The sequence below is a fragment of the bacterium genome (assembly GCA_020444065.1).
Classification (GTDB): Bacteria; Sumerlaeota; Sumerlaeia; order SLMS01; family JAHLLQ01; genus JAHLLQ01.
This window is the reverse complement of sequence record JAHLLQ010000006.1, coordinates 357,095-375,374: the sequence shown is the minus strand read 5'-3', so window position 1 is coordinate 375,374 and position 18,280 is coordinate 357,095. Positions and strand designations below refer to the sequence as shown.

At 58.2% G+C, this 18,280-nt stretch carries 12 protein-coding genes and 1 other RNA gene; 5 read left to right on the top strand and 8 right to left on the bottom strand.

Annotation, left to right across the window (positions count from 1 at the left end; translation table 11 throughout):
• Position 1: 1 nt before the first annotated feature.
• The 6 genes from KQI84_15710 to KQI84_15685 form a co-directional block, all read right to left on the bottom strand.
• Positions 2–1,414, bottom strand: coding sequence for a sensor histidine kinase N-terminal domain-containing protein (locus tag KQI84_15710; protein ID MCB2156319.1), 1,413 nt, complete (start codon positions 1,412–1,414; stop codon positions 2–4).
• Positions 1,411–2,109 carry a response regulator transcription factor gene (locus KQI84_15705; protein ID MCB2156318.1) on the bottom strand — a complete coding sequence of 233 codons (699 nt, stop codon included), beginning with the start codon at positions 2,107–2,109 and terminating at the stop codon, positions 1,411–1,413. Before KQI84_15705 ends, KQI84_15710 begins: the two co-directional genes overlap by 4 nt.
• A 6-nt stretch (positions 2,110–2,115) precedes the next feature.
• Complete coding sequence (locus KQI84_15700; GenBank protein MCB2156317.1) at positions 2,116–3,240, bottom strand: metallophosphoesterase; 1,125 nt, start codon at positions 3,238–3,240, stop codon at positions 2,116–2,118.
• 202 nt (positions 3,241–3,442) lie between these two features.
• The gene (locus tag KQI84_15695) at positions 3,443–4,489 is read right to left on the bottom strand and encodes a PepSY-like domain-containing protein (protein ID MCB2156316.1); all 1,047 of its coding nucleotides are present in this window, start codon (positions 4,487–4,489) and stop codon (positions 3,443–3,445) included.
• Between the two features lie 244 nt (positions 4,490–4,733).
• Positions 4,734–6,254 (bottom strand): B12-binding domain-containing radical SAM protein, encoded by a 1,521-nt coding sequence (locus tag KQI84_15690; protein MCB2156315.1) that lies wholly within the window; start codon positions 6,252–6,254, stop codon positions 4,734–4,736.
• Positions 6,255–6,471: 217 nt separating this feature from the next.
• Positions 6,472–7,425, bottom strand: a complete 954-nt coding sequence (locus KQI84_15685) for a radical SAM protein (GenBank protein ID MCB2156314.1) — start codon at positions 7,423–7,425, stop codon at positions 6,472–6,474.
• A gap of 278 nt (positions 7,426–7,703) precedes the next feature.
• Here KQI84_15685 and KQI84_15680 point away from each other — a divergent pair, with 278 nt between their 5' ends.
• Positions 7,704–10,895: a VCBS repeat-containing protein gene (locus KQI84_15680; protein MCB2156313.1), complete on the top strand. Its 3,192-nt coding sequence runs from the start codon at positions 7,704–7,706 to the stop codon at positions 10,893–10,895.
• A 217-nt stretch (positions 10,896–11,112) separates the two neighbouring features.
• A complete protein-coding gene (locus tag KQI84_15675; protein ID MCB2156312.1) occupies positions 11,113–14,412 on the top strand; it encodes a VCBS repeat-containing protein in 3,300 nt (1,099 codons plus the stop codon).
• A 35-nt stretch (positions 14,413–14,447) separates the two neighbouring features.
• Here the strand turns inward: KQI84_15675 and KQI84_15670 are convergent, their stop codons facing one another.
• Entirely contained in the window at positions 14,448–14,735 is a 288-nt protein-coding gene (locus KQI84_15670) for a hypothetical protein (protein MCB2156311.1), read from the bottom strand.
• Positions 14,736–14,920: 185 nt separating this feature from the next.
• Here KQI84_15670 and rnpB point away from each other — a divergent pair.
• The 3 genes from rnpB (at position 14,921) to KQI84_15655 (ending at position 17,784) form a co-directional block, all read left to right on the top strand.
• An RNA gene (gene rnpB / locus KQI84_15665) (RNase P RNA component class A) lies at positions 14,921–15,301 on the top strand.
• Between the two features lie 25 nt (positions 15,302–15,326).
• The gene (locus tag KQI84_15660; protein MCB2156310.1) at positions 15,327–16,124 is read left to right on the top strand and encodes a hypothetical protein; all 798 of its coding nucleotides are present in this window, start codon (positions 15,327–15,329) and stop codon (positions 16,122–16,124) included.
• A 151-nt stretch (positions 16,125–16,275) separates the two neighbouring features.
• Positions 16,276–17,784: an alkaline phosphatase gene (locus tag KQI84_15655; protein MCB2156309.1), complete on the top strand. Its 1,509-nt coding sequence runs from the start codon at positions 16,276–16,278 to the stop codon at positions 17,782–17,784.
• 70 nt (positions 17,785–17,854) lie between these two features.
• Here the strand turns inward: KQI84_15655 and KQI84_15650 are convergent, their stop codons facing one another.
• Positions 17,855–18,262 (bottom strand): heme-binding protein, encoded by a 408-nt coding sequence (locus KQI84_15650; protein ID MCB2156308.1) that lies wholly within the window; start codon positions 18,260–18,262, stop codon positions 17,855–17,857.
• Positions 18,263–18,280 lie beyond the last annotated feature (18 nt).

The window sequence follows — 18,280 nt, the reverse complement described above, 5'->3', positions numbered from 1 at the left end:
GCTACCCAGTTTTCGCGGGGGCAATGATCCAGACAAAGCACGCCCCGGTCGAGTCCTTCCGCCGATACTCTACATCGCCGCCGCACCGTTGGGCCAATTCCCGGCAGATCGTGAGCCCCAGGCCGGCTCCCCCTGCGCGACGAGAGCGGGAAGAATCTCCTCTGACAAGTCGCTCGAAAACTCTGTGCGCCAATTCCTCGCTGATGCCATTTCCATCGTCGTCGACGGCCAACTCCAGGCGACCATCGATGACCTGGGCCTGGACCTCGATCGTCTTGGGCGGTCCCCCATGGGCCAGTGCATTCGAGATCAAGTTCGTCACGATTCGTTGCGTGATCTCCGGCGATGTACGGAGAAGGTCCAAGGACGGGCTTTTCGCACTGCAACGAAACTCCAACCGGGTTCCGGCGGACTTGGTTAACGTCTGCATGGCATCGCAGGTACTCTGAACCGAATCCTTCCAATCATTGAGTGACATGGCCTGGGGCTCATCTGCCGGGCGAGCATGCAGAGTCAACAGGCCTTCGCACAACGCATGAAGTCGATTTGTTTCTTCTTCCAGATCGCGGAGAAGTTCATCATCGGCCTTTGCATCGCGTGGCGACAGCCGGGCCGCCTGAATCTCGACCAACATAGCTCCGACCGGGGTGCGCAATTCATGGGCTGCATCTGCGCTGAAATTCCTCTCGCGGTCGAATGCTTCCTTCAGACGGGCAATCAGGCGGTTGAACGATGCCGCTGGACGCCGTAATTCGGTGGGAACCTCTTCCACCTCAAAATGTTCATTCAAATCGCGCGGCGAAACGCGATCGAGTCGCCTCGCGAAGTCGCGGAGGGGCTTCAGGGATTTTCGGGCGATGAATGCAGCCAGCAGCGAGCAGAGCACCCCCAACGCCAGCAGTGTTGAGGCGATTCGACTGGCGAGTCGGGTTAGCGCTTCATCAAGGGGGCGACGCGTTGAGGCGAAGAAAAGCCGCACCATCGTAGAAGCATCGCGATCTCCTTCCTCATTCTCCGCAAATGCATCCACGGCAATTCCCCGATAGGAATCCCCGCCATACTCAAAGTCATTTGCAGCAGACAGAAACTCTTCGAGGTTCTCCGGCAGAGGTTGAGTGGAGGAGCGTGACTTCTCGATGAGAAGACCCGACGAATCGTAGACGGCGAACAGGTCAGGTTCCGATCCGCGAGAGAAGCGTGTCATGATCTCATCGGCGAATTCCAACTCGATCCAGCCGTCGTCTTCGACTTCTACCAATGTTGCCAAGGCTTCAGCGTTGGCCCGAAGTGAAGCATCGAATGACGCGGTCAGCTCGTGCTCGCTGATCTTGAACGCTGACAGTCCGAAGATCGCAAGAAGCGGCAGGAGCAGCGCAAGAATCAGAATGCCGATTCGCGTCGCAAGGGATCTCATTCAGCGATCTCCTCGCATTGAGTCGAATCGCTCAGAACATAGCCCTGACCTCTCAAATTCCGGATCATGTTGGGAAGCCCCAGTCCCTGGAGCTTGCGGCGGATCGATGAAACGTAGACTTCAAGAACGTTCGAAAACTTCTCCCAGTTGTAATCGTATAGATGCTCGAGCAACTCCGTCTTCGAACAGACTTCGCCCTTCCGAAATGCGAGGTACTCAATCAGGCGATATTCCAGCGCCGGCAACGTGAGTTCCGTCCCATTCGCCAGGAGTACGTGGCGTCGTGTATCGATGCGCAAATCGCCCACTTCCAGCAGGGGAGCAGGTGAGCCCTTGGAGCGCCGGATCAATGCGCGACAGCGCGCGATCAGCTCGCCAAGATCAAATGGTTTTGCCAGGTAGTCATCGGAGCCGTAGTCCAGCCCACGAACGATATCCTCTTTTGTCGATCGCGCCGTCAGGATCAGGACTGGAGTTGTCTTTCCGGCTGCACGGATCGCCTGGAGGACCTCGAGGCCATCGCGCTTTGGCAGCATCAGATCGAGAATAATCAGATCGTAGTCATTATGCAGGGCGAGGAATTCACCGTCTTCTCCATCGTGAGACAAGTCCACGACAAACGAAGGAACCGTTTGCAGGCCTCTTTGAATGCCTTTTGCATATCGGACTTCATCTTCGACGAGCAGAATCCGCATCGTTTCTCACTTCACCTCAACATGATCGATTGGCGTTCCCAGGCAGTCCGTCGCATCGACGGTGATCTGATTGATAGTGATTTCCACAGTGACGAAGGCGCCATTGTCCCAGTAGGCTGCCTCGCGATGTGGATCGGAATCCGTGAACTCGGGATTGTCGACCTTTCCTGAAGATCCCACAGTGACGAACGCTGCGGAACTTCCGGGGCGGGTGCGGCGCTCGTAGAAATGGTTCTTTCCCGAGAGAGAAAGCGAGAGCGTGCCATTCTGGAAGAATTCGTGCGTGATTCGACTCAGGTTCCCATCGGATCCGTGCATCGCAGGGGATGCCTCCGGCGGTCCGTAACACACGAGCACGTTCCATTTCGTCGAGGTTTGTCGAAGTTCCTTCATCAACCACCGATACTGGACCGGATCGTGAGGGAACTTCTCCGAGTCGATCATGAAGAACGAGCACAGATCATCTTTGGTGCGAAGGATGTAATACCGATCCTTCTTCATCCCGAATCGAGAATCCTCGGTTTCCTGGCGCGCATATCCCCCCTTGTAATCGTGACTGCCGATTACCGCATGGACAGGAACACCTGCATCGTACAAAGGCTTCAGCGGACTAACGATTCGATCTCTCACAGCATCCTGGAATGGCTGATGACCGTACAGATTGTCTCCGAGAAGACATGCAGCATCCAGCGGGTTTTCTCCATTGATCTGGCCGAGCAGACTCCCGATTTGTTCCTCGGTCGCTGAACCGCGCCCGGGATCGCCAAGAACCGCCACGTGCAGCTTCTCAGGATCATGTTGCTCGAACGTAAAAACCTGGCCATCCTCATTCGGGCTGAAGGTCTGGATCTCGTACCTTGCCCAAGCACCTCCGACAGCCAGCGCCGGCAGTAGCGCTGCGACCAGGAGAATCCTTCGTCCTGCTGAGCGGGACCGAGATCGCACCAGGCTGATAGCAATGGCGACGATGCCCAGTGCGGCCAGAATTGGGCAGAAGATGTCGCAGTACGAGGACCACAGCCACTCGGGACGCAATTCATTACCAAGAACCAGGATGACGAGCACCGCGTAAGAGATCCCTGCTGCCAGCAGTGGCCAGTAATGCGAAGTCAGCGCTCGTCTTAGTCTCATATGGTGGTATCGACCCTCGCCGTCGACTTTGATCTGATAAACCCACTGGAGGAACCGCAAGAATCATCTCTGATGCTGCTGGGTATCCCAAGCTGTATGTTAACTGAAATGGGGGAGTGTAGAGTTTGCCCGGGGAGAGTCTCTGGAAACTCCCCCCGGGTGCTCTCGGATCGCGCTTCATGGCACATCGTGACGAGATAACTCAGTCATCGTCGTCGTCATGTTCACGTTCGAATCTTCCGCCTCGGTCGTCTTCATCGTGCTCGCGTTCGTACCGTCCGCCGCGCTCGTCTTCGTCGTCTCCGCGCTTGTACTGCTCGCCTTGTTCGTGATCCTCGTGTTCAGATTCGGTCTTCAGAATTCGGCCTGTTGCATCCATCTGAACCTCGCAGGAAAGCTCTTCGCCCTCGAACTCGGCTTCGTAGAGCACGATCTGCTTTCGTTCCAGTTCGTCGAGATCGGAACCTGGAAGGACGGATTCAAGAGTATGGCGAACCGTTGCGGGAAGGGCCTCCAACGTAGTCCGTTGCTCGGTCTCGATCAACGCGCCATCGGTCGTAACGACCACTTCGAGGGTCGCTCCATCGCTGTTTGTGACCAGGACCTCGTAGACCAACGTTCCATCTTCGGACTCCAGCATGGCCCGTTTCACCTGCGCTGATGGGACGGCACTCCGGACCGCTTCCGGCAGTTGCGTCACATCCACGGCCTCGGCGCTGTCCTCGTCCTCCTCATCTGCTCCTTCATTTTCCGCCTCGATCGAGAGCAATCGACCTGATGCGTCGATCTGGACCTCGTAGACCGTCGGTCCGAACTCCTTCTCGGCCGCATAGACCGTACAGGTCTTGCGCTCCAGTTCCTCCATGTCACTGCCGGGGAAGAGATTCTTCAGGTGGGTCCGGATGGCAGCAGGGGCGTCCGCGGCTTCGCATTCCTCTTCGATCTCGATCACGTCGCCGATCGGGGAGACCTTAAATTCCATCCGCGCACCACTGGGCGAAGTGGCGCGTACCTCGAAGCACTTCACGCCGTCCTCGTTCTCCATGCGAGCACCCATCACCTCTGCGCCCGGCGAAGCAGCCTCGATCGCCGCCTGAATCGCGGGAGGAAGTGACTCCAGCCCTCGATTGCCGTGCTCCTGGTATTCACCACGTTCTCCCGATTCATCCTCGTGTTCGCCCGCCAGAACCGGTGTGACTGCTACGCCGCCGGCAATCGCCAGCGTGAGAATTGTTGCCAGAATCTTCATCGAAGAATTTCCTCTTTTCACAGTGTTTCGCCGGACGCGCTCCCCGGCAACCGGGCGGACTGTTGCAGCGTGTCCCTGAAGTGAACCTGAATTTCCGGGCGGATTGTCGGGAAAATACAAGCCATCAGTCAGATTGGACAGACGGTAACCTCGACGGCATGTCGAAGCCAGGCCGCGCATTGCAGGTCAGGCTGCGTGCCAGGATGGAGATGTTGCGATTTTGGGGCCGAGAAGCCCGGTGCGACTATTGGCGCGTATGTGTTGTGGGTTCATCACCCGTCACGAGATTCGGAACGCCTCGTCCGCTGGGCATGATCTTGTGAAGCCGGCGCTTGGTCTTCTCCACGACGATATCGACGATCGGGGTGTTCTCAGCGGCGAACGTGGCCTTGCGGCTGTCCTCATTGAGGCGATCCAGTTGCCGACGCATGTCCGAGTACTTCGAGACGACATTTTCGAGGCAGCGGCCCATCTTCCAGAGGTCGAGGAATTCTTCGCGCGGCATCGTCTTCTCGTTCAGGTAGACCCACTTCGTGGCGTAGTACTCCTCCATGTCGGCGAGATCTTCATTTGTCAGGATGATCCGCTCGAGATGCTCGTCGGAGACGCCCTGCGCCTTCGCCCACTGCCAAACGGCCGTGCCGGGCAGGACGACCAGCGGAGAGAAGAAGGTCGTCCAGAAGACGTCCGTGCTATCGGCGACAAACTGGTACGTGTCGAGGATGTCCCTTCGCGTTTCACCCGGCGCGGCGAGAATGAAGCACGACGTGAAGCGCAGCCCGTACTTGCGGCCGAATTCCACGGCCTGGCGGTTCTTCTTCATGTCCGCGGCCTGCTTGTTGAATGTTGCCAGGACGTTGTCGGACCCCGATTCGAAGCCGATGTGAATGATCTTGAAGTTGGTCTTTGCGAAGGCCTCCATAACATCGTCACGCAACAGGTTGGAGCGAACGAAGCACGTGAACATGCGCCCTTTGTGCAGGCCTCGCTCGCGGATCATGCGGCAGAGTTCGATAATGCGCTCGCGGCGTACGATGAAGAGGTCATCATAGAAATGGACCATTTCCGGATTCCACCGGGCGATCACGGTCTCCAGTTCGCGGATGACGTACTCGTTGCTGTGGAAGCGGTAGTTCTGTCCCCAGTGTTGCACCGTGGAGCAGAAGGCGCAGTCGTAGGGGCATCCTCGGCTGGTGATCAGGACCGCCTCGCTCTTGTCGTCGATCCATTGGTCGAAGTACAGATCCCGCGCCGGGGGAGGAATGACGTCCAGTTCCAGGATACTGCCACGCGGCGGCGTCCGCTGGTACTTACCATCTTCGTCACGATAGATGATTCCATTCACCTTTGCGAGATCCGACGGATCGAATTTCCCAGCGCGGTCCCACAACTGCATCAGTTCGGCGAATGTCTCTTCCCCCTCGCCGAGGACAGCGATGTCGACGTTCGGAATCATGTGCGATGGCAGCGTGGAGATATGCGGGCCGCCGACGATTACCGGGACGTGGGATCCCAACTCTTCTTTGACTCGCCGGGCGCAATCGGCGGCCGGGTTCACGTTGTTCGTCACGTAGGTGATGCCGACGATGTCCGGATTGGCGGCCAGCACGTCCTCGAACTTGCGTTCGACGATAAAGTCCATCTTTCCCGAAACTTTCGTCTGAGCATAGCTGATCAGGTAGCCCAGTCCGACCGGTGCGAAGTTGTTCCACTCCCTCGTGAGTTGGGGGAAACAAGCGAGATGTAGTGCGACGGTTGTTGCCATGAATTTGGTGGAGCTCCGGCGGGAGAGAGTCGGGTCGAACAAGTATCGAACGTTAGGAGACCGGAATAAGACCTGTCAAGACCCTCCCCACCGGCTCCCAAATGGATTGACATATAGGGCTTTGTCCACAGATCGGCTCGGGCCCTCCGCTGTCCTGATGGCCTGTGGGGCGGCTAAGCTCTTCGCAAGACCGCCCATCCAGGCGAGGCTACTCAGCTCAATCTTCGTCGTCTTCGCTATCTTTGGTGCAGCCGTCACAGATCAGGCCCTTTACATCGCCGTCCAGGAATCTCCGGCGGTACTCCTTGTAAGTCGCGTTGGACCAGATTTCGGATAGCCTGTCCTTGCTCGCGTCGCCCATAATGCCTGTCTGCTCCCAGTCCGCACAGCACATCACCATTCTTCCATCGAAGAGGATGTAGATTTGATTGAACAGCCGTGGACACCAATCATAGGTTTGCAGGGCCCGGTTCGCGATTTCGACCGACTTGATCTTCTTGTGGTTTCCACGGTTTTCGAGCTGATTGATGTTCAGCGTGACATTGCGCTCGGCCCAGAACTTCTTGATCGCCGGCAGATGCGGTTCGATGGCCGTCGTGCGCAGCATGCACACGCGGATGCGCGTTTTGTAGCCGCCTTCATCGCGCAGTTTCTGCATCCGGGCTATGTTTTCCAGCGTCTTCTCCAGGCGAAGCGACATCAGATCCTGGTAGACGTCTGGATCAATGCCCTGGACGGAGAAATTCACACGATCCAGCCCCGCATCTAGCAGTCCCTTGGCCATCCGCTCCGTGCAAGCGTTCCCGTGCGAGTTGATCTTCGTGTACTGGTGAGGTTGTTTCTTGTCCGTGATGTACTTGATGCGCTCCGGGAGCCCCGAATCCAGCATCGACTCGTTCATCAGGTACGGCGAAATCCGGCGGACCGTCGGCTGCTCCGTGATCTGATCGACGATGCTGCGGAACAGCCCATCCTCCATCTTGTTGCCCAGCGGAATGTCCAGCTCCGTCTTCTTGTTGGGACAGAAGACGCAGTTGGCGTTGCAGCCGGAAACAGTCTGGATCTGCACGTTCTCGGGGAATGGCGGAGTCGGGACGCGGTGATCGATCAGGCGATATCTCACTCGTGTCAGCAGTCCGCTATGATCGGGAAGAAAGTACTTAGGAGCCATGATGATTGGGGTCCAGAGCAAAAGAAGGACCGAAACTGATGAATGGGGGGCTTGAACTCACAGGCCCGGAGGGACAAGCCATTGCTGACTGCGGCAGCCCCACTCAAAGTGGGTCTGCCAACTGTCCTCCTCGATTCGAAGCCCGTGTCTTCGATGCAGTCAAGGCGCGGTCGAGATATTTTATCCTTGATCGGGAGCTTCCAATCCTCACAAGGTCAGAAACCTGCAAATATATCGATGCTCGGATGTATGCACTCCGGCATCAGAGAGAGATGCCCATGCGTTGCCCCGTGGCCTTTGCACAGGCCTTGATGATTCTACTGGTTCCCACGTGCCTGCTCGCAGGAGCCCCCTATTTCACCGATTCCGACACGATTTCGCACGGATCCAGCGCCTCGACCCCGGAAATGATGGTTTCAGGGGACTTCAATCAGGACGGCGATCAAGATCTGGTTGTGTACTTCGACTACCAGAATGACATTTACTACTACGAGAATAATCGAACATATCCGCCCACATTCACGCGGACCTTGGCGAAAGGCTACTCAACGCCCATCAAGGTCATGCGCACAGCGGATCTGGACAAGAACGGCTTTCCGGATCTGACCGTCCAGTTTGAATCCACATCGCAGATCATCGTGCTCTTCAACCTGCCGAGCGGCGGCGTGCCGAGCTTCAGCGCGAAGACCGCAACGATCAGCAGCTTCACGACCGGCCTGCGCGACCACGCACTCGGCGACATCAATGGCGATGGATATCTCGACATCGTCGGCGTCGATGACCGGGATGATCGAATCGCATGGGTCGAGAACCCGGGCGACGCCGTGAATAACTGGACATTCCATCTGATCAGCGACGACCCCGATGCACCGGGTTCTGGCGCGGACGGCCCGGTCGACAAGCCGACCAGCGTCCGGATCGGCGACATGGACTCCGATGGCGACAACGACATCATCATGGGATCGGACTCGTCGTCGGCAGGGTTGTACTACTACGAGAACGATGGTTCAGCGACTCCGGGGTTCACACTGCGAACTTCTTACACGTCGACCGGCATCGATCGCATCGAGGTGGCAGATTACAATCTGGATGGCCAACTGGACATCGCCGTCGCCGATCTCGACTCCGGATGGATTCGCATTCGAATCAACGATGGCACCCCTTCCAATGGAACCTCTGAAACGATCTTCGTTTCCGCCAGTGGTACGGCTCAGGATCTGACCGGTCTTCACTCCATTGACGTTGACCGGGATGGTTTCCTGGATCTCCTGGTTGTGCGAGGCAACACAAGCGCGCCCTTCAGTTACTTCGTCTCCAATGGCGATCGGTCGAATCTGGGTTTCGCATCCGTCGATTTGACCTTCAGCCCCATCTTCAAGAGCACCGAAGCGCAAGACCTCCGCTCGTCAGTCTTCATGGACATCGATAATGACTGCGATCTGGATCTGCTGGCAGGCGAAGGCGTCTATTCCGGCTCAGGCATCGATCCGTCCGAACTCTTCCGCTTCACGAACTTCTCCTACCATCGTCAGCTTTGGTTCGAAGCGCCGGCGCCTACGGCCGCGACGAACATGCAGAATCCCGTCAAGATCGAGAAGGGCGATGTGAACGGAGACGGACTGCTCGACATGGTTGTCGCTTCCATTGATGACGATGCAATCTGGGTTCTACTGAATTCCTCCTCTTCGCCCGGGACCTTTACAAAGATCGATACGTTCAACACGGGAACGGATCCCGAAGATGTCAGTATCGATGATATCGATGGGGACGGCGATCTGGATATCGCGTATGCTTCGTCCGGCGGCAGCGGACGCGCCGCGTGGCTCGAGAACAATGGATCGAGCACTCCCAGCTTCACTGATAACTCAATCATCGGACTTCCAGGAAACCACCAGGTCGAATCCGGCGATCTTGATGGCGATGGAGACATCGATGTGGCCATCACCGGGAGCTACAACAGCGCCGGAACGGACTTCGGTTACTTGATTTGGTACCAGAATAATGGCGCTGCAGATCCATCCTTCACTCAACGAACCGTGGCGCTCACCGGAATCGACCAGGTTGAATCTCTGGAAATCGCCGACCTTGACGGCGACGGCGATCTCGATATGGCCGCTTATCACAAGGTGGACAGCACAACCATCAACGCGTCGATCGTCTCCTGGTACGAGAACAATGGCTCCTCGATTCCGACTTTCAACTCTCAGACTATAACCGCCAGCCTCGGCGCGCTGACGAATGCCGGCAGCAAGGTGACCGCGGGCGATCTCGACAACGATGGCGACATGGATCTCGTTCTGGCGCTCTCCGGGACGAACTCCATTGGCTGGATGAAGAACGACGGCGCAGCCGATCCGACATTCACCTACCAGATCGGAAAGACCTCCATCGATACACCGCGGGAGGCCCGTGTTGCAGACGTGGATTGCGACGGCGACATGGACATTCTGACGACGGCTTCGAATGAGTTCGATGCGCTCGTTCTGCTCAATAACGGCCTGGCTTCGCCGTCATTCACGCGGACCTCCCTCACTAATCTCGTCGAGAACGCACCGGACATTGTGGCGGGGGATTTCTTCAATCATGGACGGATGGACATTGCCGTTCCATCGTCCGATAGCGACTGGGTTCTGATGTTCAAGGAAATCGGCGGCGACTACGACATGCAGGTCGTGAAGCTCGCGCCGAAGTACGTGTTCCCCGGCCATGAAGCCGCAGTATTGCGTGCAGATATCGAGCACCTCGGTCGTTCGTCGGATGCGGAACTGGAGATTGTGAGATTCACCATCCAGTTCACCGACGTGCTCGGCAATCCACAGACGCTCGCATCCGTCAGGGATCAATACAGCTCGGTGAAGCTGTACGCCGATAATGGCGACGGAGTCTTCGATGCCGGGGATGATTCCCTGATGCGGTCCTCTGCAATCGTGAACTCGTCATCCACAACATTCAGCTTCACCGTGGACTCCGATCCCGAACGCTACATCGCTCCCGGCCAGACGAAGATGTACTTTGTGACAGTCACCTGCACAGACGATGCGTACCAAGGTGCGTTTGGCACGCACGCCGTCGAACTTGTCGAACACGATTTCGAGATCGGGCAGTACCGTTCCTATCCGCAGTTGCATCGCCCCGATCGCGATTTGTCGTCCGGCGGCTACAGTTTCTACTACAACATGACGATCGGTACGGACACCGACGGCGACGGGTTTACGGACGAATCCGAACGTTACTTCTCGAGCGACGAAGGCGATCCCTCCAGCCATCCGCCCGTCGGCGACTACAACCTCGACGGCTCGACGAACATGTCCGACGCGATCGAACTCGCCCGCGATTTCGCCGCCGGCACCGTGAACGACAAGCAGGCGTTCGACGTCAACGGCGACTACATCGTCGACCGAGCCGACGCCTGGACCATCTATTACTGGTCGATCGGGCAGAAAGACTACGAGGTGCTGCCAAACCCGTAGCCCTAGCCGGAACGGTTCACATTTCTGATCTCGTGTTCGCCAGCACCTGACAATCGTTTCTCTGCTTGCGCCCTGTACGGATGTAAACGATTCTTCCGCGAATCCTCTGCTGGGGAAGTGTCCTTCCGTTGGAGGGGGATGCCGTGACGAAGCGGAAGGAGAAGGATTGAAAATCGTTCCGATCATGTTGCTCGGGACGATTTGGAGAGAGGTAATCATGCTGTTTACGAGTCGGATTCGCTGCTATATCCTGATCGCCATTCTGGCTTCCATGCTCCCGGCCCTATCACGGGGACAAACGACCTTCGGTCCCATGCAAAATGTCGTAGGCCCGAGTCTGGGAGCTCCGCGTTCGGTCATCGCGGCGGACCTGGACAGCGATGGGGATCTTGACATCCTCTTCGGCACCGGGAATTACGACCACATTGCTTGGTACGAGAACCTGGATGGGGGGGGAACCTTCGGGCCCCAGCGGACCATTGCCTATGAAACCACTCGTGCCGATTCAGTATTGGCGGCAGATCTCGATGGCGATGGAGATATCGATGTTCTCTCCGCCTCTCCGGCTGACGATCGCATTGCGTGGTATGAGAACATCGACGGAGCAGGGTCCTTTGGTCCCCGAAGAACTATCACAACCAGCGCCGATTACGCCGAATCTATCTTCGCGGCAGATCTCGACGGCGACGGAGACCTCGACGTACTGTCAGCCTTATATGCTGGCGACCGAATTGCATGGTATGAGAACATAGATGGGAATGGGACCTTTGGTTCCGAGAGGACTATCACCAGGGCCACAGATGCCCCCCCATCTGTCTTTGCAGTGGATCTGGACGGCGACGGGGACGCCGACGTTCTCTCCGCGTCCGAAAACGATGACCTCATTGCATGGTACGAGAACATTGACGGAGCGGGGACCTTCGGCCCCCAGAAGACCATCACCAGCTCTGCAGATCGTGCCGAATCCGTCTTCGCAGCAGACCTTGATGGCGACGGGGACATCGACGTTCTATCCGGTTCCTATGAAGACGATCGCGTCGCATGGTATGAGAACATCGACGGAGAAGGTTCCTTCGGACCCCAGCAGACCATCACGATCGCCGCAAATCGCTGCCTTTCCGTTCTCGCGGCGGACCTGGATGGCGATGGCGACAAGGACGTCCTTTCCGCTTCCCAATATGGTCGGACCATGTGGTACGAGAACATCGACGGGACTGGGACGTTCGGTCCTCGACAGACGATCACCTCCATTCCCGCCGGTGCCGACTCCATCTTCGCGGCGGATCTGGATGGAGACGGAGACATCGACATTCTCTCTGCCGAGTCGTGGGAGGGCGAAATCTCCTGGTGCCAGAATACCGATGGAGCGGGGACCTTTGGCTCTCAGCACATCCTCTCGACCTTCGCCCGGAAAGCCCATTGCATGGCCGTTACAGACCTTGACGACGACGGGGATCTCGATGTGCTTTCTCTCTCCTACAGCGGCAATCACATCGCGTGGCACGAGAACGTTGATGGGGCTGGGACGTTTGGTCCCGAGCAAATAGTCGCCACCGACATCGATTATGCTGATTCGCTCATTGTGGCAGACCTGGATGGTGACGGCGACGACGACGTCCTCTCGGCATCCGGTTGGGATGACCGGATCGTGTGGTATGAAAACATCGACGGAGCAGCGACCTTCGGTCCGGCACAAATCATCGCTGACTCCGATACCGCTTCTTTGATCCTCGCGGCAGACCTTGACGATGATGGGGATATCGACGTTCTCTCTGCCTCCTATCAGGAAGACCGGATCTACTGGTACGAGAACATCGATGGGAAAGGGACCTTTGGACCCCAGCGGATCATCACCACTATGGCCTATGTGGTTTTCTCGGTTTCTGCTGCGGACCTGGACTGCGATGGCGATCTCGACCTCCTTGCCGCTTTCTACCAAAAGGACCGAGTGGTGTGGTACGAGAATACGGATGGAAAGGGGAACTTCGGCCCTGGAGCGATCATCTCCCTCGAGCCCGAAGGCCCCAATTCCGTCTTTGGATCGGACCTCGACGGCGATGGCGATCTCGACGTCCTTTCTGCCTCCTCTTGGGATGACCGCATCGCATGGTATGAGAACACCGACGGAAAGGGGGCATTTGGCCCTCAGCAGACCATCACAGTATACGCCCATCACCCCAACTCGGTCTTTGCTGCCGACCTCGACGGCGACGGGGACGAAGACGTTCTTTCCTCTTCCCGTACAGATGGCCGCATTGCATGGTACGAGAACCTCGATGGAGCGGGAACCTTCAGTTCCCAGCAAACCATCTCCACCAACCTCAGACTGCCCAGGTCGGTGCTCGCCGTGGATCTGGATGGCGATGGGGACAAGGACGTTCTCTCTGCATCCGAAAACGACGATCGGGTTGCGTGGTTCGAGAACCTGGGGTCAGTCCGGCACAAGTCCTACGAATTCGCCATTGGACGAGAGGGCTGGCAGCCATTTGGGTATCCCGGCTTTTCCTCGCCTGTGTTCGGTAACACGCCGGGTGAGCCGGGGACGCTGGACACAACGGCGACGGACAACACGAATCAGGTGGGCATCTGGCAATCGCCCGCCTACGAGATCGTAGCGCCCGGCAAAATGCCGACTCGGATGGATACGGAGAGACTGGCGGGCGAACCGGGCACCTCGATTTATGTCGCCACTTTCCGAGTCGCGGCGAACGGACCAGATCGCAGTCGTTCCCCGCAGATTCGGATGCGCACAACAACCGGGGGAGGTGGAAAATCAGAGGTCCTCTTGATCGAATCGAATTTCGACGGGGCATTCTCGCCAACGCCTGGAGGGCGCGACTACCCACTCATCTTCCAATCCGACGAACACGATTCGATTTTCCGGTGCTACTTCGACATGCTGAACTTCTATCCGCAGGACTCGGCGACGGCGACGGTGATGCTTGATCGTGTCGATCTCAAATCGATGTCTGATCCGTTTGTGGCGAGCACGCTCGTCGACCGCGAATACCCCTTCCTTCAAGGGCAAGATGGTTGGAAATCGTACACGATTCCAGGCGTCTTCGCTGAACCGACCTTCGCGTACGATGCCGCGAACCGGCGTCTTGGCATTAGCATTGCGGACACGGATGACTTCCAATTTGGCTTCTGGGGTTCATCGCTCAATTCGTCCAACAACGTCGCGATCGAATCGGGTCGTCGCTACTGGGCCGTCTTTACCGTGGGAACGGACATCGAGGATCCGCAGAAAGTCCCCGAGTTCCGCTTGCGCCTGAATGAATCGCGCTTCCGCGCGAGCCAATACACGAACATCGCCGCAACGGGCTCGGCCGCCGACCTTCCGACCGTGGGAAACTCAAAGCAGTACACCGTCTTCTTCCCACCGAACATGGGATCGGGCGGAAGCCTGCTCTGCTCCTTCGACCTGCTCGCAAACCCATCGCAGCAATTGTTGGACGTCGGAAGTTCAATTTACCTGGAACGAGTCGAGGTGCTTTCGCAGCCTTATGAGCCGTGAGGATAAAGAACCTGCCGCCGGCCGAACGCACCGTCTCACATTGGCCAGATGACAACGCCTCGGACCTTGTCCAGGAAGCAGAAGTGGAATACGAGCAGGACAGAGGCGAATAGGATCAGCAAGACGATCTGCCACACGGCGCGGCGCTTCCAGCCGTGCAGCAAGAACTGAACGAGACAGAACAAGAAGGCGTAGAGCAGGATGCTGGCGGAGAAGTACGATCCGAAGTATGCGCCGCCGCTCCAGTTGATCCAACTCCGTCCCCCCGCAGCGATGGCGGTGATGCCGCCGATGATCAGGAATGCCGAGCAGACAATGCCCATGGCCCATGGGATCCGGCGAAGTCCCTCGACTCCTAGAAAGACTCGAAGCCGATCAAACTGCGATCTTGAGTTAGTTTCCTCGTTCCCGTTCATGGAGAAATGTTCCGTCGCAGAATCAGTGTCGTCAATTCCCCTCCCCACTTCTGCTTGCCAAGCTGCGGGCGTTGCACGCACGCTTCTCGCCGCGGGTGGACGGTGCGGTCGCCGGCGCCTTTCGGCGCGGGAGGAAAGTCCGAACACCACAGGGCAGAGTGCTTGCTAACGGCAAGGCGGGGTAACCCGACGGAAAGTGGCACAGAAACAACACCGCCGATGGCTCGCAAGAGCACAGGCAAGGGTGAAAAGGTGCGGTAAGAGCGCACCGGCGTCCCGGCAACGGGGCGGCCGGCTAAACCCCACTCGGTGCAAGACCAAATAGGAGAGCAGAGCCGGCCCGGCTCGATGCGGCACTGCCGCGGGACTCTCGGGTAGGTCGCTGGAGGCCGATGGTGACATCGGCCCAAGATGAATGACCGCAATCCGCCCTCGGGCGGGTACAGGATTCGGCTTACAAGTTCACCCGCATGACTTTCGCCGGAGGGGGCGGGCCACGTGCCCGCCTCTTTCGTTTGGGACCCGATGAATCGAGCGTTCACACAGACGTTGCGGCGCGTGATGTTGCCGAGCGAACACGGCGCGACCGTGGCGCTGGCTGAGCCCATCGTGCTTGGTCTGCTGCTGGCGCCGACGGGGGCGGGGGCGCTGCTGGCGGCCTCGGGTGTGACGGGATTCTGGGCTGGCCAGGCGATTCGCCGGGCCCAGCGATTCGGCGGTCCGGGGCGAGCCATTGCCATTGGGTTCGCGATCGCGACGGCGGCGCTGGCGGGTGCGGCTCTGTCGGCAGGGGAGCAGCCGCTCGCGGTAATTGTTCCGCTGGCGGTAGGAGCGGTGCTGGGAATGGCGTTCTTCCACCTGAGCGTCAAACTCGGCGCGCGTGCGCTGTCGGTGGAACTCATTGGCGCGCTGTCCCCCACGGGACTGGCTGCGGCCATCGTCGTGTCGGGGGGAGGAACCTGGGCCGTCGCCGCATGGGCGTGGGGGCTGTTGGCGTTGCGCCAAGTCGGCACCATTCCGTACGTGCGGTATCGGCTGGGCGGAAAGGGCACTCAAGCATCGCCCGCTCAGTGGCCCGTCCACGCGATCCATGTCGCGATTCTGCTGATCGTGCTGGCAGGATGGGCCCGGGGGGATCTCGGGATTACGGTCGTGGCCGCGGGGGTGCTGCTGGCTACACGGGCCGTCGTGGGAATGGCCGTGCCGAAGCTGCTGCCAACCGCAAAGGCCGTGGGTTTCTCGGAACTCGGCGTCGGGCTGGCCTATCTTCTCCTCGTTTGGCTCGGTCTTCAATGAGTAGTGGCCGATTCTGCGGGTTCCGATATGGGTTGAACCCGCGGGGCAGTTGGTCCTCAATGCCGCGTTGAAATGGCCGCTGATTGCAGGCCGTCGCCAGATCGAAATCTTTCAAAATGCCCATATTATCTCTCCGATAGGGAGGAACTTGATGTCCACACGCAGACAATTTCTGAAGAACGCGTCGATGGGGGCCGCCGCTTTGGCGATCGCGCCGACGGCAATGGCTGCCGAAGAGAAAGGCAGAGCCAGTCTGAACCCGCCTGCTGGGGGGAAGCCCCGCCGCGTGATCTTTATGATCTCCGATGGCATGAGCATTGGCGTCCCGTCGATGGCCGAGGAGTTCTCGAAAATCGCGCGCAATAAGCCAACGAAGTTCGCTGAACTGCTGCAGGATCACAAGGTCGCCCATGGATTCTGCGAGACGCACTCGTTGAGTTCACTCGTTACGGACTCGGCGGCCGCTGCATCGGCGTTGGGTTCCGGAACCCGCGTCTTCAACGGATCGATCAATGTGCTGCCGGACGGTCGTGAGTTGCGCCCGATTCATCACTTGCTGAAGGAGCAGGGCGTCGGCACCGGGTTGGTCACGACGGCACGCGTCACGCACGCGACGCCTGCCGGCTTTGGCGCAGTGCAGTCTTCTCGCGATGACGAAGACCTGATCGCTCCGCAGTACATCGACAAGGTCGATGTCATCCTTGGCGGGGGAGCGCGGCATTTCTTCCCCGAGATGCGTCGCATGAACAAGGACGACGTTGCGGGTGCCTACGAAGCCGCCGGCTATGCGGTCGTTCGCGAGAAGAAGGCAATGCTTGGTGCACCGAAAGACAAGCCGCTACTTGGAGTGTTCGACAAGAGCCATGTTCCCTACACGATCGATCAGAATCACAGCAAGGAACTGCAGGAGACCGTTCCGACGCTCGCCGAGATGACGCAGGAAGCGCTCGATCGGCTCGCGAAGAACCCGAAGGGCTTTCTGCTGCAGGTCGAAGGCGCGCGTGTCGATCACGCAGCGCACGGCAATGACATCGCAGCCACGCTCTGGGATCAGTTGGCATTCGACGACGCGATCGAGATCGCTCTCGAGTTCCAGAAGAACTACCCCGACACGCTGATCATCGTAACGAGCGATCATGGAAACTCAAATCCGGGCCTAAATGGCATGGGCAGTTACTACGGTGACAGCACGGAATTCTTCGAACGGATTGCGAAGGCAAAGCGTTCCTTCGACGGTCTGGAGTGGGGACTGAAGAAGTCCAACGATGCGACCGCCGAATCTGTGAAGGGAATGATCCAGGATGGCTGGGGCATAGAGCTTCCGCTCGATGAATGCCAACTCATTCTCGATCGCGCAAAGGGCAAGGACGTTGGCGAAGTCAACGAGCTCGAACGCGGATTCTCAGGTATTTTTGCTCAGGTTCTCGGCAATCACAATGGCGTTGGATTCACCGGCTGCAACCACACGCAGGACATGGTCGTTCTGGCAGCCGTCGGGCCAGGCCAGGATGGTTTCAATGGCCTGATCAAGAACACAGACGCGTTCGAGAACGTCGCGAAGATCTTCGGCCTCAAGTATCGCAACCCTGCGATGACGCCGCAGGAAGCAAAATCGATGGCCTATGTTGTGCCGGAGCGACGCATGGCCGACTGGGCGTAAGACGCACCGCGAAACAGAAGCAGGAAAGAAGCCCCTCCTGATTCCCGGGAGGGGCTTCTCTCGTTGATCCCTAACAGGAGACCGCCGCTATACCTGCCGATGCCACGGCGTGATCGTTCACGACGGTGCTGCCGGAGACTCCGATGGCCCCAATAACTTCGCCCGCGGGATTCTTGATGGGTAGGCCGCCGGGAAAGGTGATCAGCCCGCCATTTGAGTGCTCGATGTTGTAGAGCGAACCTCCCGGTTGCGATAGTTCGCCGATCGCTCCCGTCGGCATATCGAAGAACCGGGCAGTGCGAGCCTTCTTGATCGCAATATCGATGCTGCCGAGCCAGGCTCCATCCATGCGCGCAAAGGCATTCAAGTTCGCCCCGGCATCCACGACGGCGACGTCCATTTTCAGTCCCAGTTCGTTCGATGCTGCGACGGCCGCCATCAGGACTTCGTGTGCTTGTTCCAGCGTAATGTCCGACATATCGCTCTCCTTGAGTGC